We start from the raw sequence: 15,784 nt of genomic DNA, 5'->3' as shown, positions 1-15,784 counted from the left end.
CTTCTGACCCGTCAGGCGGGCGGACGGTCCGACACGGAGGGCGCGGAGCCGATGGCTCCGCGCCCTCCTGCGCGTCCGGGCCCCTGCGGGCTACGGCGTGTTGACCGCGTGCCGCGGGAACAGGATGTTGCCCTGGCCGTTCCCCTGGGACGTCGGCGGCGCGGTCGGGGTCGACGGCGTCGGGTTGGGGACCGGCGGGGTGTAGGGCGGGTTCGACGGCGTCACGGTCGGATACGGGTTGACCGGCGTCCGGCTCGGAGTCGGGGGCGTCGGCGTCGGGCTGGCCGGCGTCGTGGCCGACGGGCTCGGGGTGACCGACGGCGTGGTGACCGGCGGGACGTAGTAGCTGCCCGTCTGCAGGTCGAAGCTCGCGTAGGGGAGGCCGGAGAGCGCCTGCTCCATGTAGTTCGTCCAGATCTGCGTCGGGAACGAGCCGCCGTTGACGCGGCTGATCCCGGCCGCGTCACCGAGGGAGATCCGCCTGACGTCGCCCTGCTGGGCGAAGAGCCCGACCGTCGTGGACAGCTGCGGCGTGTAGCCGGCGAACCACGCGGACAGGTTGCTGTCCGTGGTGCCGGTCTTGCCCGCGGCGTCCCGGCCGAGCGCCTGCGCGGCGTAGCCGGTTCCGTTGTCGATGACGCCCTGGAGCACCTGGGTGACGGTGTCCGCCACGCTGCGGTCGAAGGCCTGCGTCGCGGTGTGCTGGGGCATCGTCTTCGACTGGCCCTCGTGGCTGACCGACTGCACCGACCAGGGAGCGATCTGCTTGCCGTGGTTGGCGAAGGTCGCGTAGGCGCCCGCCAGTTGGATCGCGTTCGGCGAGGACGTGCCCAGGGTGACCGAGGGGTTGCTCGCGCTCATGCCGGGCGTGTCCGACGGCAGCCCGGCGGCGATCGCGGCCGCGCGCACCTTGTCCAGTCCGACGTCGGCGCCCAGCTGGGCGAAGACGGAGTTGACCGACTTCGCCATCGCCGTGCTGACGCTGATCTGACCGTAGTTGACGTGGTCCTCGTTGTCGGGGTTGAAGGACGCCACGTTCGGAGGCAGACCGACGACCTGACGGCCGCTGGTGCCGTCGTACGTCGTGTACGGGGTGATCTGGCGTCCGTCCTGCGTCGTCGACTTGTTCTGCAGGGCCGCCGCGAGGTCGAAGGCCTTGAAGGTGGAGCCCTCGGAGATGTCGGTGCGCAGCGCGTCGTTGAACGGCTGGGTCACGTAGTCGGGGCCGCCGTAGGCCGCGACCACCTTGCCGCTGGACGGCTCGACGGAGGCGGCGCCCGCGCGGATGTACTTGGCCTTGGCCGAGTTGGTCTTCAGGCTGTTGAGCTCGTGCTTCACCGAGGAGGCCAGCGCGTTCTGGTCGCCCTTGTCGAAGGTGGTGACGATCTTCCAGCCGCCCCGCGCCAGCTCGTCCCGCGTCATGACGTTGTTGCTGAACAGGTAGTTGTCGGCGATGTCGACCAGGTAACCGGCCTGGCCCGACAGGCCCTTGATCCCGGTGGTCGGCTTGACCGCGGGGAACTTGGCCGCGGCGCGCTGCTGCGGGGTCAGGTAGCCGAGCTTGGCCATGCCGTCCAGGACGTAGTTCCAGCGGTCCGTCGCCGCCTGCTTTCCGGCCGCGCTGGCGGTTGCGACGTCGTAGGCGCTGGGCGCCTGCAGCAGGGCGGCCAGGTAGGCGCTCTGGTCGGCGTTCAGCTGGGAGGCGTTGACGCCGAAGTAGGCCTGCGCGGCGGCCTGCACGCCGTAGGCGCCGCGGCCGAAGTAGGAGGTGTTCAGGTAGCCGGCCAGGATGTCGCTCTTGGTCTCCGTGCGGTCGACCTTGAGCGAGATGAAGAACTCCTTGATCTTCCGGCTGACCGTCTGGTCCTGGTTCAGGTAGTAGTTCTTCACGTACTGCTGCGTGATGGTCGAACCGCCCTGCACGCCCTGGCCGCGTGCGGTGTCCCAGGCGGCGCGGGCCATGCCGGTGAGGCTGACGCCCTGGTTCGAGTAGAAGGTGCGGTCCTCGGCGGAGACGGCGGCCTGCTGCATCTGCGGGGAGATCTGGGCGAGCGGGACGATCATCCGGTTCTTCGTGCCGGTCTGGCCGATCACCGTCTTGCCGTCGGAGTAGTAGTAGACGTTGGCCTGGGCCACGGCCGCGGCGTTGGCGTTCGGCGGCTCCACGTAGAGGTAGATGCCGACGAACGCGCCGACGCCGAGCAGCACCGCGGTCAGCAGCCCGCCGAGCGCCATCCGCCAGGTGGGGATGATCCGGCGGTACCAGGGGAGCGCCCTGCGCCTCGCCTTCCGCGCCGCCGTCCTGGCGCGGCGTCGATCGCGCCCACTGGCGCCCATTCCGCCTCCTTCGGCCCGGTCCTCGGCCTCGAGAGTGCCGCCGGTCATGGGGTTGGCGAGGCTGTCCGGATCGTCCATGCCCTTGTTGTTGCTGCCCATGTCCGTGGTGCTCCGGTGGCTCTCGTCCGCTGACTCGTCTACTTGATCGTTAAACGCCCCCAATCAGGGCATTCTTGTCCACTCTGCCGGATTGTCCGGTGGTGGGCGAATGGCGTACCCCTCTTGCAGGACGTTTGTGGCGGTGCTGTGACACTTCGCCGCCCGTCTTCGCTAGTCTGTGAGAGCGGCGTCACAGTCGGCTTTTCGGCCTGCCGTGCTCCGCGTCACACAACACCACAACCGAAGAACGACGGCGCAGCCCCTTCGTAACACCCCCCGGGTGTTGACGAACGGGGCCATTTCGGCGTTCCCGTGCGACCGCGCGGGCTTGTCGCCATACCTGTCGACAAGTCGACACCCCGACCGTAGAGCGTTCGTACAGAAAGGAGTGTGATGTACGCCGCAGTCTGTGTCCGCAGCTTCCGGCGCTACTCCACCTACCGCGCCGCCACCTGGGCGCGGGTGTTCACCAACACCGTCTTCGGCTTCATCCTCACCTACACCTACATCGCCCTGTGGCACGTCCGCCCGCACCTCGGCGGCTACGACCTCTCCGCGGCGATCACCTATGTCTGGATCGGGCAGGGGCTGCTCTCCCTCCTCGCGGTCGGGGACCTCGGAGCCCTCGCCGACCTTCAGACGCGGATCGCCAACGGCGACGTCGCGGTCGACCTGTTCCGCCCGGTCGACCAGCAGCGCTGGTGGCTCGCCGTCGACGCCGGCCGGGCCGGATACCAGCTGCTGACCAACGCCCTGGTGCCGATGCTCGTCGGCGGACTGGCGTTCCATCTGCGCCTGCCGCAGGGGCCGGCTCTGGAGGCCGCCGCGAGCTGGGCCGCGACCGCCGTGGCCCTCGTCCTGGCGCTCGTGGTCAGCTACGCGCTGCGCTACCTCGTCGCGCTGACCGGCTTCTGGCTGCTCGACCTGCGCGGCATCCAGCTCGTCTACTACCTGACCTCCTGTTTCTTCGGCGGCTTCTTCCTCCCCGTCACCGTCTTTCCGCCCGTGCTGGAGACGGTGGCCCGGGCGCTGCCCTTCATCGCGGTCTTCCAGGTGCCCGCCGACGTCTTCCTGCAGCACTACGACGCGGTGGGCACGCTCGGCGCGCTCGGCGTCCAGCTCGGCTGGGCGGTCGTGCTGCTCGGGCTCGGTCGGCTGGTCCAGTCCCGCGCCGTGCTGAAGGTGGTGGTCCAAGGTGGCTGAGGCACGCTTCGGCGCCCGGACGCGACCGGCCCGCTGGGACGTGGTCCACGCGGTGCGCTGCTACGGGCACATCGTGCGGATGTGGATCCGCGCCGCGCTCGCCTACCCGGCGTCGTTCTGGATGACCATGGCCGGCAACCTCGCCGCCTCCGGCATGGACTTCGTCGTCATCGTCGTGATGTTCCTGCACACCCGCGCCCTCGGCGGCTGGAGCCTGCCTCAGGTCGCCTTCCTGTACGGGACCTCCGGCCTGACCCTCGGGCTGGCCGACGTCTTCGTCGGCAGCATGGACCAGCTCGGCGTGCGGGTGCGCGAGGGGTCCGTCGACACCGTCCTGGTCCGGCCGGTGCCCGCGCTGGCGCAGCTCGCGGGGGACCGGTTCGCGCTGCGCCGGATCGGGCGGGTGCTGCAGTCGGGCGCGGTGCTGACCTGGTCGCTGCTGCGGCTGGACCTGTCCTGGACCCCGCTCAAGGTCCTGGTCTTCGCCTCGCTCGTGCTGTGCGGGACGGTGATCTTCGGCTCCGTCTTCGTCGGCGGATCGGCCTGCCACTTCTTCATGGCCGACGCCGCGGAGGTGCAGAACTCGTTCACCTACGGCGGCGCGACCATGCTGCAGTACCCGCCGACCGTCTACGCCCGCGACATCGTCCGCGGCACCGTCTTCGGTGTGCCGCTGGCCTTTGTGAACTGGCTGCCCGCGCTCTACCTGCTCGGCCGGGACGACCCGCTGGGGCTGCCGTCCTGGTTCCGCTTCGCCTCGCCGGTCGCCGCCCTGCTCTGCGCCACGGGGGCCGGGCTGCTGTGGCGCACCGGGGTCCGCTCCTACCGCAGCACCGGCAGCTGATGAACCGTCAGAGAAGGGAGTCTCCGTCATGGACGAGGTGCTGATCGAGGTCGAGGGCGTCACCAAGAGCTTCGTGGTGCGGCGCCGGGCCGGACGGCTCAGGCGCACCAGGGAGGTGGTGAACGCCGTCGCCGGGCTGGACTTCACCGTCCGGCGCGGCGAGATGGTCGGCTACATCGGCCCCAACGGGGCCGGCAAGTCCACCACCGTCAAGATGCTCACCGGCATCCTGCTGCCCAGCACCGGACGGCTGCGGGTGGCCGGGGCCGATCCGGTGCGCGACCGGGTGCGGCTGGCGCAGCGCATGGGCGTCGTCTTCGGACAGCGCACCACCCTGTGGTGGGACCTGCCGCTGCGCGACTCCTACGAGCTGGCCCGCCGCATCTACCGCATCCCTGAGGCGACCTACGCCGGCAACCTCGACCGCTGCGTCGAACTGCTGGAGCTGGGTCCGTTGTTGGACGTGCCGGTGCGCCAGCTCTCGCTGGGCCAGCGGATGCGCGGCGACATCGCCGCCGCGCTGCTGCACGAGCCCGAGGTGCTCTACCTCGACGAGCCGACCATCGGCCTCGACGTCGTCAGCAAGCGCCGGGTTCGGGAGTTCCTCGCCCGGATCAACGCGGAGCAGGGCACGACGGTCCTGCTCACCACCCATGACCTGACCGACATCGAGCAGCTCTGCTCACGCGTCATGGTCATCGACCACGGCCGCGTCGTCTACGACGGCGGGCTCGACGGCCTGCACCGGCAGGGCCGCAGCGAACGGACGCTGGTGGTGGAGCTGGAGCGCGAGCTGCCGCCGATCGAGCTGCCCGGCACCCGCCTGGTGCGCTGCGAGGGTACCCGACAGTGGCTCGCCTTCCCCGCCTCGGCGAGCGCCGCGCCGCTGGTCGCGGAGCTGGCCGGGCGGTACGAGCTGCGCGACCTCTCGGTGCGCGAGCCGGAGATCGAGGACGTGATCGCGCGGATGTACGGGGAGGCGGAGCAGGTGGACGCGGCGGTCGCCCAGGTCGGGTAGTCGTCGGGTGGTCGCCGCCCACCGGTCGGGGTGTCTCGACGGGTGGGGGCGGTCGGCGGAGTGGCGTAAGGAGCAGATAAGGTCCCAGCTGTCCGTGTGTCAGATCGGCACGAGAACAGACCGTTCGATGGGGGACTCCTCCGTGGCCACTCCGCCGCAGCCGCCCGGTAATCCGTACGGCGCGCCGAACCCGTACGGGCAGCCGGACCCGTACGGCCAGTCCAATCCCTACGGGCCGCCGCAGCCCCCGGCGCAGCCGCAGGGCCCGTACGACGCGGTCCCGCAGCCGGCCGGGTACGGCTACCCGCAGGCGCCACCGCAGCCCGGCATTCCGCAGCAGCCGGGCTTCCAGCAGCCCGGTTACTCGCAGCAGCCCGGCTTCCCGCCGCCGTACGGGCAGCAGGCGCCGATGGGCCAGCCGGCGCCTGGCTGGGGTCAGCCGAACGGGGTGAACTGCCGGTTCTGCGGCGCCTCCCCGGCGGTGGACGTCACCGTGCGCGCGCACCGCGGCATGATCTGGCTGATGACCTTCCGGTCGCTGAAGGGCCCGTTCTGCCGTACCTGCGGCACCGCGGCCATCCGCGACATGTCCGGCCAGACCCTGGTGCAGGGCTGGTGGGGACTGGGGTCCGCGTTCATCACGCCGATCACCCTGCTCATCAACCTGGTCTCCTACAACAAGATCAAGGCGCTCCCGGAGCCGGAGTACCGGCCGGGTCCGCCGATGGATCCGGGCAAGCCGTTGATGAACCGCCCGCAGGCGGCCGGTTTTGCGGTGCCCGTCGTCGCGTTCCTAGTGCTCCTGGTGCTGATCATCGCCGCCGCGTCGGGCGGCGGCAGCACGGACGACACCGGCGGTGGCCTCCCGGTCGTCACCGACTCCCCGACGGACCTGCCGACGGATCTGCCGACGGATCTGCCGACCGACACCGCGCAGCCGAGCGCTCCCGCCGACTCGCCGGGCACCGGTTCCGGCGACTTCGCCGTCGAGGGCCAGTGCGTCAAGAACTACGGCAGCGACTCCAACCCCGACCTGCGCGTCGTCGACTGCGCGAGCGGCTCCTACCTGGTCGTCAAGCGGCTCGCCGGCACCACGTCGAGCAGCGGCTGCCCGGCCGACGCGCCGACGACGTACACGCACACCGAGGAGGGCAACGACTTCGTGCTCTGCCTCAAGCAGTACGCGGGCTGACCGCGGATTGCGGTTGGTCCAGACCACGTGCAGCATGGTCCGCATGAATCGGAGCAGGCGGCGGCCCACCGGCCGCACGGTCACGGCAGCCACGGTGGCGGTGGCGGCAGTGCTGGCACTGGTCGCCGGCTGTTCGTCGGGCCGTTCTTCGCAGGGCGCCGCCGCGCCGAGCAGTGACGGCCGCCCGTCCGGTGCGACGGCGAGGACGGTCGCCGTCGTGCCGCGCCCGGCCCGGCTGACGCTCGGGTCGGGCGCGGGCTTCGGCGTCACCGCGGCCACGCCGGTCCACGCCGAGGGCGGCCCGGACGCGCAGGCCGCGGCGGCGCTCGTGGCGGGGGAGTTGAAGCTGCGGACGGAAGGCGGTTCCGGCGCCGGGATCACCTTCCGGCTCGACCCGCGGGCGGCCACGCCGCCAGAGGGCTACCGGCTCACCTCCGGCCCGTCCGGCGTGCTGATCACCGCACGGGACGGCGCCGGGCTCTTCCACGGCGGCCAGACGCTCCGTCAACTCCTGCCCGCAGGCGGCGGATACGGCACCGTCCGGGCCCTCGTCGTCGACGACAGCCCCCGCTACGCCTACCGTGGCGCCGGACTGGACGTCGCCCGGCACTTCTTCACCGTCGCCCAGGTCGAGCAGTACGTCGACCTGCTGGCGCTGTACAAGTTCAACCACCTGCACCTGCACCTCACCGACGACCAGGGCTGGCGCATCGCCGTCAGCAGCCGCCCGCAGCTGACCGCCGTCGGCGGCCGCACCGAGGTCGGCGGCGGCCAGGGCGGCTACTACTCGGCGGCGGACTACCGCGCCATCGTCCGCTACGCCGAGGACCGGCACATCACCGTGGTCCCGGAGATCGACCTCCCCGGCCACAGCAACGCCGCGATCGTCTCCTACCCCGAACTCGCCTGCGCGGGCGACCGGACGCCCGCGCCGTACACCAGCGCAGGCGTCGGCTTCAGCCGGGTCTGCACCGGCAAGGAGTCGACCTACCGCTTCGTCGACGACGTCGTCGCGGCCGTCGCCGAGCTCACACCGGGCCCGCTGATCCACCTCGGCGGCGACGAGGCGAAGACCCTCGCCCCGGCGGACTACCAGGCGTTCATGAAGCGGGCGATCGCCGTCGGCCGCGCCCACGGCAAGCAGGTCGTCGCCTGGGACGAGGCCGCGGCGGAGCAACCGGACCTGCTCCAGATATGGCATCCCGCCCGGCAGTCGACCGCCGCGGTCGTCGCCGGCATCGCCGCCGCCGCACGCCACGGCTCCAAGCTGCTGATGTCCCCGGCCGACCGGGCGTACCTGGACCAGAAGTACGACCCGTCGACCCCCCTCGGCCTGGCCTGGGCCGGCTACGTCAGCGTCGAGCACGCCTACGACTGGAACCCCGACACCTACCTGCCCGGAGCGCCCCGGGGCTCGGTCGCCGGGGTCGAGGCCATGCTGTGGACGGAGACCCTGAGCACGTCGTCCGACCTGCAGCTGATGGACCTGCCACGGCTCCCGGCCCTGGCGGAGGTCGCCTGGACGCCGCAGGCGGAGCGGAGTTGGGCGGACTTCCGGCTCCGCCTGGCGGCGCAGGCCCCGCTGTGGCGGTCCCAGGGCTGGACCTGGACCCGCGCCGCAGGAGTCCCCTGGCCCTAGCCGCGCACGTCCGACGCCCGCGTCCGACACGCAGGTCCGGAAGGGGTGCGGGAATCAGATCCGGACCAGGTGCACGACCGTGCTCGCCCAGTCCTCGTGCGGCAGATCCAGGTCCAGGCCGCGTTCCCGCAGTGCCGCGCCGCTGTGGACGCGTCCGCTGCGCAGGTCGCGGTAGTGCGCGTCGCGGGGGAGTCCGGCCAGCCGCAGCGGTGCGGGAGCCAGGCCGAAGCGGGGCTGGGGGAGCCAGGCGAAGACCGCGGCCTCCGCGGCGTCGGGGGCCAGGTACTGGACGGCCGTCAGGCTCTGCAGGTCCCCGGGCGGGCGCAGCCGGAACAGCTCGCCGTGCTGGACGAGGTGCCGGACCGTCTTGTACTCGGCGACGAGCTGCTCCGCCTCCTTCAGCTCCTGTGGCCGCCAGCGCGTCAGGTCGCCGCCGATGCCCAGCACGCCGCTCATCGCGCTGTGGAACCGGAACCGCAGCGGGATCGAGCGCCCCGTCTGCTGGTTGGGCACGTCCGTCACCCAGGCAGCCATGGTCCGGACCGGGTACAGCTGGGCGTAGCCGTGCTGGATGACGAGGCGGTCGGCGGCGTCGGTGTTGTCGGAGATCCAGACCTGGTCGGTGCGCGCCAGGACGGCGGGGTCGACCCGGCCGCCGCCACCGCTGCACGCCTCGATGCGCAGCCGTGGGTGCGCGGCACGGAGCCGGTCCACGAGCGTGTGGTAGCCGCGGACGTGGTCGAACCAGAGGCGGTCCCCGCGACCGCTCGGCTCGTCGGGCCAACCCGCTTCGGAGAACGGGCGGTTCATGTCCCACTTGAGGTAGTCGACGTCGTTGTCGGCGACCAGGCGGGTCAGCCGGTCGAAGGCCCACGCCGCCACGTCCGGGCGGGCGAAGTTCAGCACGAGCTGGTGGCGCAACTCGGTGCGGGGGCGGTGTGGGAAGTGCAGCACCCAGTCGGGGTGGGCGCGGTAGAGGTCGCTGTCGGGGTTGACCATCTCCGGCTCGACCCAGAGACCGAAGGCCATCCCGAGCCGGTGCACCTCGTCCGCGAGCGGCCGCAGGCCGTCCGGGAACGCGCCCGGGTACGGCGTCCAGTCGCCCAGGCCCGCGTGGTCGTCACGGCGCGCGCCGAACCAGCCGTCGTCCATGACGAACAGTTCGACGCCGAGGCCTGCGGCCAGGGACGCGAGCTGCCTCTGGTTGTCCAGGGTGACGCCGAAGCCGGTTGCCTCCCAGGAGTTGTAGAGGACCGGGCGCGTCTCCTGCGGGTGGGGCAGCACCTGCGCACGCAGGTGCCGGTGCCAGGCGCGGCTGAGCGCGCCGAAGCCGCCCTCGGCGACGTGGAGCAACAGGACGGGCGGCGTGGTGTGCGTCTCGCCCGGGCGGAGCGTGACGGTGACGGCGTCGTGGCCCGCGCCGAGGTTGAGCGAGAGCTGGTTGTCAGGGGCGCGTTGTAGCGTGATCTGCCAGGAGCCGCTCCACGCGAGTGCCGCGCTCCAGACCTGTCCGTGCTCCTCGGTCGCGTCGCCGGCGTCGAGGATCGTCCAGGGCTGGGCCCGGTGACTGGTGGTGCCGGTGCGGCTGGTGAGGACGGTCTCCCCGTAGGGGAGCGAGGTGCGGCGCAGCTGGGTCTCGGCGGCCCACTGGCCGACGGCGTGGCCGAGACGGTAGTCCTCGCGCGGAGGCAGGGAGAGCGTCGCGGAGTCGGCGCGCAGGGCGAGGATGTCGTCGCCGGGGGTGTCGTCGGGGTCGGATGCGATGCCGGTGTGCGTGAGCTCGGTCCAGCGCTCGATCACGTCGGTGTCCGGGTGGACGCGGTAGCCGAGGGTCGTGCGCAGCGGGTAGTGCGGGTCGCGGAAGTGCAGCAGCAGGGTGCCGGGGGCGGGCTGCTCGTGGCCGTCGGCCTGCCAGGTGAGGGCGCGGGTGCCGTCGGCGAAGCGGACCCTCAGGGCGGGCGGGCCGTAGCGGTCGGCGCCGTCGACGGTCAGCTCCTCGGAGGTGGCGGGCCGGCCGTCGAAGCTGCTGCGCGGTCCCGCGCCGGCCGGAGGCAGGGACGCCACGTCGGCGAGGGTGAGCGGGCCGCCCCAGTGGACGTGGCGCGGGACGCCCTGCCCGTCGACGCGCAGGGCGTAGCTCGTGGAGGGGGTGGTCAGCAGCCAGGTGCCGGTCGTGGCGTCGTGGGAGAGGGCGGCAGGCATGAGAGGTCCTCGCTGTTGGAACCTGTTGGGCTCTGTGCGGTTCTGAGCGTAGGACCGTGTGAGGAAGCGCGAAAGGGGGCCGGAAGCAGGGAATCGGACCGCAGGAACCAGACCGGAGCGGCAGACGGGAGCGGTCAGGCCGGAGGGATCACGCCGGAGGCATCAGACCGGAGATCGGACCTGAGGGATCAGACCGGAAGGGAGGTGAGCGCGCGATGGACCCGGTCGACGGCGGCCAGCGTGGTGGAGCCGTGCGCGGAGAGCCGCAGCTGGTCCGGGCGGACGGTCACGGTGACGCCCTGCTCGGCCAGGCTCGCCGCCACGACGCCGGGCTCGGTGCGCGGCATCGTGAACGCCACGATGCCCGCGTGCTCCTGCTCGGCCTCCGGGGACAGCACCACGCCGCCCGCGCTGCGCACGGTGTCGATCAGCTGTGCCGTGCGCTCGGCGACATGCGCCTGGATCCGCGCCACGCCCGTGTGCAGCACCAGCTCCAGCCCGGCCGCGAAGGCCCCCGCCGTCACAGGGCTGAGGTTGGTGACCGAGAAGCGGGCGGCGTCGGACGCGGGCGCGTGCTCCTGGCTGTCGAACACGCCCGCGTCCACCACGCCGGTCCAGCCCGTCAGCGTCGGCTCCAGCCGTTCCAGCGCGCGCGGCGAGGCGTACAGGAAGCCCGTGGACCAGCCGGAGCGGAGCCACTTCTGACCACCGGTCACCAGCAGGTCGGCGGCGGTCCAGGGCAGGTCGGCGACGCCCATCCCCTGGATCGCGTCCACGACCAGCAGCCGGTCCGGGCCGATCACCTCGCGGATCCCGGCCAGGTCGGCGCGGTAGCCGGTGCGGTAGTCGACGGCCGAGAGCGCGACGGCGACGGTCTCCGCCGCCAGTGCCTGCCGGACCAGCTCCGGGGTCACCCGGCCGTACCCGTTCGGCTCCAGCGAGACCGGCTGCACCCGGCCCAGCCGCGCCGCGCGCAGCCACGGATAGGCGTTGGCGGGGAACTCCCGCGCCGGGACCAGCACAGTGCCGTGCGGCAGGCCGAACGCGGCGTGGAACAGCCCCGTGCTGGCGTTCGGCAGCAGCGCGACCGCCTCCACCGGCACGTCGCCGATCAGCCGGGCCGCCGCTTGACGGGCCCGCAACTCCTGCCCCATCAGCTCGTCCACGGTGGCCGCGTCCGCGTGCGCGCTCTGCTCCAGCAGCCGCTGCGTCGTGTCGAGCACGTCCCGCGAGGGCGGGCCGAACCGCGCGAAGTCGAGATAGCCCTCCGTCTCGGCGAAGTGCTCGGCGTAACCGGCGAGGCCGCCGGCGGGGCCGGGCGCGGGCAGGGAGCTGGGCACGGAAAGGGGGGACGCCATCGTTGATCTCTCCGACGGGTTCGACCGTTTTTCTGAGAGGCGGGTGACACTTGCTCCGTGGATACGCTCCCCATGAAGCCCAGAGAAGCGTCCGACGCGCAAGCAGACCGTATGCCGACCGGGGCCAGCGCGGTGCGCTACACCGCCTCCGACGAGGTGAAACGGCGTGGCGTCCGGCGTATGAAGGCGATCGCCACCGGCTTCCTGGTCGCGGCGACGGTGATCTACGTCCTGACCACCTGGGCGCTGCGCTCCGGCGCGGGCTCCTGGGCGGGCTACGTGCAGGCCGCCGCCGAGGCGGGCATGGTCGGTGCGCTCGCCGACTGGTTCGCGGTGACGGCGCTGTTCAAGCGCCCGCTCGGCCTGCCCATCCCGCACACGGCGATCATCCCGACCAAGAAGGACGCCTTCGGCGTGAGCCTCGGCACCTTCGTGGGCGAGAACTTCCTCTCCGTCGAGGTCGTCCGCGCCCGACTGCAGGCGCTGGGCGTCGGCCGACGGCTCGGCCTGTGGCTCTCCGCGCCCGGCAGCGCCGAGAAGGTCACCCGTGAGGCCTCCGCCGCACTGCGCGGCGCGCTGACCGTGCTGCGCGACGAGGACATCCAGGCCGTGGTCGGCGAGGCGATCACCCGCCGCGCGGCCGCCCAGCCCGTCGCGCAGCCGCTCGGCCGGATGCTCTCCCGCATCGTCGAGGAAGGCGGCCACCGCGGTGTGGTCGACCTGTGCGCGGTGCGCCTCCACGACTGGCTGGTCGTCCACCGCGAGCAGGTCGTCCGGACGATCTCCGAGGAGGCCCCCGGCTGGACCCCGAAGTTCATCGACAACCAGATCGGGGTGCGCGTCTACCGGGAGCTGCTTCGCTTCGCCACCGAGGTCCGCGACGATCCCGGCCACGCCGCGCGCGGCGCGATCGACAGCTTCCTCACCGACTTCGCCTGGGAGCTGCGGGAGGACGAGGAGACCATCGACCGCATCGAGCGGGCCAAGGCCGACCTGCTGTCCCGCCCCGAGGTCCAGGACCTCATCGCCTCCGCATGGTCCGCGGTCCGCGGCATGGTCCTTTCGGCCGCGGAGGACGAGAACAGCCAGCTGCGCGTCCGCATCCGCGACGGCCTGCGCAGCTTCGGCACCCGCCTGGCAGACGACCCGCGCATGCAGGCGAAGGTCGACGGCTGGCTGGAGGACGCGGCCGAGTACGTCGTCGACACCTACCGCGGCGAGATCACCTCGCTGATCTCCGAGACCGTCGCCGGCTGGGACGCGCAGGAGGCCTCGCGCAAGATCGAGGCCAACGTCGGGCGCGACCTGCAGTTCATCCGCATCAACGGCACCGTCGTCGGCGCGATCGCCGGCCTGCTGATCCACACCTTCTCGGTGCTGCTCTGATCCCGCTCACCGCAGGCCGGCAGCCTGCAGGGCCTTCCACAGCTTCCGGTCCTCCCAGCGGACCTCGTCGAACTCGCCGTCCATCGCGCCCTCGCCGACCTGGAAGCAGGTCTCCTATCCGAGTGCGGAGCGGATGTTGCCGGCCTCCGGCTCGGGCGGGGGCGCGTCGAAGCTCAGCGACGCCGCGAACTGGGCCATCATCATCCGGAACTCCGGCCCGTGGGTGAGGAACGGCGTGGCGAACTCCACCGCCGCCACCTTGCTGCCGTCCCGCGACGCGACCAGGGCCTCGATGGTGAAGACCGGCGCGGTGGCCGTCTCGTCCTCGTCGAGCGGGGTCGGCAGGTCGCGCACCGTCTCGTGGAACAGCATCGGAGTGCCGAGCAGATCGACCAACGAGAGCTCGGTCTCGTCGTCCTCCGGGTCGACGTCGATACGCGAGGCCAGCTCGCCGAGCAGTTGGCGCGGATCTCCCTCCGCGCCGGTGTTCCAGGCCGTGACGACCAGCGTCGAGGTCAGCACCAGGCCGTCCCCGGGGGAGAGGTGGCGTCCCAGGCCGCAGTAGGCGGCGCTGCGGTCGGCGAGTTCGAGCAGCAGGGCGCTGAGGGCGGCGGTGGTGGGCGCCACGAAGCCCTGGAGCTCCTCCGGAGCGAGCTCGGTGACCAGTGCCGCAGCGCGTTCGAGGGAACCGCTGATGTCCTTCAGGGGAAGCGCCGTGTAGCCCTCGGGGATCTCCGCCCAGATCCGGATGCCCTCCTCCGGCTCCGGCACGCCACCCAGCCGGTCGAAGATCTGGCTCATCAGAAGGCTTCCTTGAGGTCGGTGTAGACGTGCTTGACGGAGTTCTTGGCCCGTAGCCCGATGCCTACCTTCGTCGCCACCTGGCCGAGCTCGTCGGCGTCCTTGGCGGCCGCACCCAACACCTTCGTCTGCAGGGCCGTGCTCTTCGCCAGCCCCTTGGCCAGGATTCCGGGGTTGTCCGCGGCCACCTTCGCGATGTCGTAGAACTTCGGCAGCAAGCCCGCCCCCTCGGTGGCGACCTCGGTGCCCTTCACGGCGGCCTTGAGCCCGACTCCCGCCATCTTGCCGAGCGCCGCGCCGCCCGGCACCACGCTCAGCACGTCGCCGACGCCCGTGGCGAGCGCGCCCAGCGACTCCTTGTTGACGTGACCGGTCAGCAACTCGCCGATGCCCTTGCGGAACTGGGGGTTGGCGAGGTCCGTCGCCAGCGCACCCGCCCCCGCGACCAGGGCGATCGCGCCGGCCACGACGTCGATCGGCGGCGGGGTGCACAGCGCGATGAGGCCGGCGATCGCCGAGACGGTGGAGAGGATGTTGTGGATCAGATCCAGGTGTGTGGATATCCAGTGCCCGACCGCGCCGAGGCCGGAGGTGAAGTCGTTCCACAACCGGCTGAACATGCCCGGCTTGTGCGGGGCGAGGTCGTGGGCGGCGTGGTCCAGCTCCTGGGCGCAGCGACGGGCCAGCGCCTCGTGCTCGGAGGCGAGCTCCTGGGCGCGCCTGAGGACCGACTCCAGTTGGGCCCGGGCGTCGTTCACGGCCGCCTGCGCGTCGTTCACCGCGGTGACGGCGGTGTTCAGGGCCTGCTGGGCCTGGTCCAGCGCCTGCTGGTTGTCGAAGGTCTGTCCGGCGAGGGAGAGATCCGGGTTGGCCTGCGCGTCCTTCAGCCTGGCGTCGGCCCGGTCGAGCGCGGCCTGGGCCGCGGCGGCCTCCGCGTCGAGCCGGGACGCGGTGCCCTTGAAGTCGACCAGGTGGCCGCCCCAGTCGGTGAGCACGCCGAGGGCGCGTTCGAGCGAGGTCTGCGCGGTCTGCAGACGCTGCGTCAGTTCGCTGTCCAGGTGGCCGCGGAACGCGTCACCGGCCGCGCCCTCCCACAGCCCGCTGCCGGCCTGCTCGACCTGGCCGAGCAGCGAGCCGGACTCCCTCAGCGCGTTGGTGGCCTGGGTCAGCGCCGTGGTGACCGCGGTGACGTCCGCGGGCACGCCCGGAACGGGGTTGAAGCCCAGGTGCGGGTACTCGCTGCTGATCTCCCTCAGCATGCCGGTCATCAGCGGCCACCTCCGGTCGAAGCGCCGCCGGTCTTCGGGGCGAGCTGGTCGATCTGGCCTGCGAGCGGCTGGACTTCCTGCGAGCCGATCTGGTGGAACGCCTGCTGCAGGGCCTGCTCCATCTGCTGGTAGCCCGACTGGGCCTGCTTCAGGCCCTCGTCGGTCTCGGAGAGGCTCTGCCTCAGCTGACCGAGCCCGTACTGCCAGGTGCTCTGGAAGTCGTTCGCTGCACGGTCGAGCTCGTCGGTGCCGATCTGGGCGCCCTCCGACCCGCCCATCAGCCGCAGTGCCTGTTCCATCTGGTCGCCGGCCTGCTGCAGTGCTGACGTCATCCGCGCCAGCGCGTCCAAGTCGACCTGGTAGTAGTCGGCCACGGTGTCCCCCGACCCCCGTTCCCCTGTTCCGTTCCCGTTCGCGTGTTCTTCCGCTGATCCGTC

The 15,784-nt window shown here is 71.9% G+C and carries 12 protein-coding genes; 6 read left to right on the top strand and 6 right to left on the bottom strand.

Annotated elements, in window-relative coordinates; translation table 11 throughout:
* Nucleotides 1-90 precede the first annotated feature (90 nt).
* The gene (locus TR49_RS44010) at nt 91-2,436 is read right to left on the bottom strand and encodes a transglycosylase domain-containing protein (RefSeq protein WP_052434627.1); all 2,346 of its coding nucleotides are present in this window, start codon (nt 2,434-2,436) and stop codon (nt 91-93) included.
* A 393-nt stretch (nt 2,437-2,829) separates the two neighbouring features.
* Here TR49_RS44010 and TR49_RS25415 point away from each other — a divergent pair, with 393 nt between their 5' ends.
* The 5 genes from TR49_RS25415 (at nt 2,830) to TR49_RS25395 (ending at nt 8,332) form a co-directional block, all read left to right on the top strand.
* Entirely contained in the window at nt 2,830-3,639 is an 810-nt protein-coding gene (locus TR49_RS25415) for an ABC transporter permease (protein ID WP_042385699.1), read from the top strand.
* Nucleotides 3,632-4,483, top strand: a complete 852-nt coding sequence (locus TR49_RS25410; protein ID WP_042385698.1) for an ABC transporter permease — start codon at nt 3,632-3,634, stop codon at nt 4,481-4,483. Before TR49_RS25415 ends, TR49_RS25410 begins: the two co-directional genes overlap by 8 nt.
* A gap of 28 nt (nt 4,484-4,511) precedes the next feature.
* Nucleotides 4,512-5,501, top strand: a complete 990-nt coding sequence (locus TR49_RS25405) for an ABC transporter ATP-binding protein (protein ID WP_042385697.1) — start codon at nt 4,512-4,514, stop codon at nt 5,499-5,501.
* A gap of 142 nt (nt 5,502-5,643) precedes the next feature.
* Nucleotides 5,644-6,693: an LppU/SCO3897 family protein gene (locus tag TR49_RS40335; protein WP_152627450.1), complete on the top strand. Its 1,050-nt coding sequence runs from the start codon at nt 5,644-5,646 to the stop codon at nt 6,691-6,693.
* A 43-nt stretch (nt 6,694-6,736) separates the two neighbouring features.
* On the top strand, nt 6,737-8,332 hold the full coding sequence (locus tag TR49_RS25395) for a beta-N-acetylhexosaminidase (RefSeq protein ID WP_084725412.1): 1,596 nt from the start codon (nt 6,737-6,739) through the stop codon (nt 8,330-8,332).
* Nucleotides 8,333-8,386: 54 nt separating this feature from the next.
* Here TR49_RS25395 and TR49_RS25390 read toward each other — a convergent pair whose 3' ends face one another.
* On the bottom strand, nt 8,387-10,534 hold the full coding sequence (locus TR49_RS25390; RefSeq protein ID WP_042385696.1) for an alpha-galactosidase: 2,148 nt from the start codon (nt 10,532-10,534) through the stop codon (nt 8,387-8,389).
* Between the two features lie 188 nt (nt 10,535-10,722).
* Nucleotides 10,723-11,892: an aminotransferase class V-fold PLP-dependent enzyme gene (locus tag TR49_RS25385; RefSeq protein ID WP_084725404.1), complete on the bottom strand. Its 1,170-nt coding sequence runs from the start codon at nt 11,890-11,892 to the stop codon at nt 10,723-10,725.
* Nucleotides 11,893-11,964: 72 nt separating this feature from the next.
* Between TR49_RS25385 and TR49_RS25380 the strand changes: the two genes are divergently transcribed.
* Nucleotides 11,965-13,278, top strand: coding sequence for a DUF445 domain-containing protein (locus TR49_RS25380; protein WP_152627449.1), 1,314 nt, complete (start codon nt 11,965-11,967; stop codon nt 13,276-13,278).
* 114 nt (nt 13,279-13,392) lie between these two features.
* On the opposite strand, the gene TR49_RS25375 is transcribed toward TR49_RS25380, so the two are convergent.
* Genes TR49_RS25375 through TR49_RS25365 form a run of 3 tightly spaced genes read right to left on the bottom strand, consistent with a single transcriptional unit; the run spans nt 13,393 to nt 15,721 of the window.
* Nucleotides 13,393-14,079 carry a hypothetical protein gene (locus TR49_RS25375; protein ID WP_042385693.1) on the bottom strand — a complete coding sequence of 229 codons (687 nt, stop codon included), beginning with the start codon at nt 14,077-14,079 and terminating at the stop codon, nt 13,393-13,395.
* A complete protein-coding gene (locus TR49_RS25370) occupies nt 14,079-15,347 on the bottom strand; it encodes a hypothetical protein (protein ID WP_052434625.1) in 1,269 nt (422 codons plus the stop codon). Before TR49_RS25370 ends, TR49_RS25375 begins: the two co-directional genes overlap by 1 nt.
* On the bottom strand, nt 15,347-15,721 hold the full coding sequence (locus TR49_RS25365; RefSeq protein ID WP_042385692.1) for a DUF6317 family protein: 375 nt from the start codon (nt 15,719-15,721) through the stop codon (nt 15,347-15,349). The genes TR49_RS25370 and TR49_RS25365 overlap by 1 nt, the downstream gene beginning before the upstream one ends.
* Nucleotides 15,722-15,784 lie beyond the last annotated feature (63 nt).

Origin of the sequence: Streptacidiphilus melanogenes (genome assembly GCF_000787835.1) — a bacterium.
Lineage (GTDB): Bacteria > Actinomycetota > Actinomycetes > Streptomycetales > Streptomycetaceae > Streptacidiphilus > Streptacidiphilus melanogenes.
The sequence above is the reverse complement of the archived record's forward strand: the minus strand, read 5'-3'. Positions and strand labels throughout refer to the sequence as shown.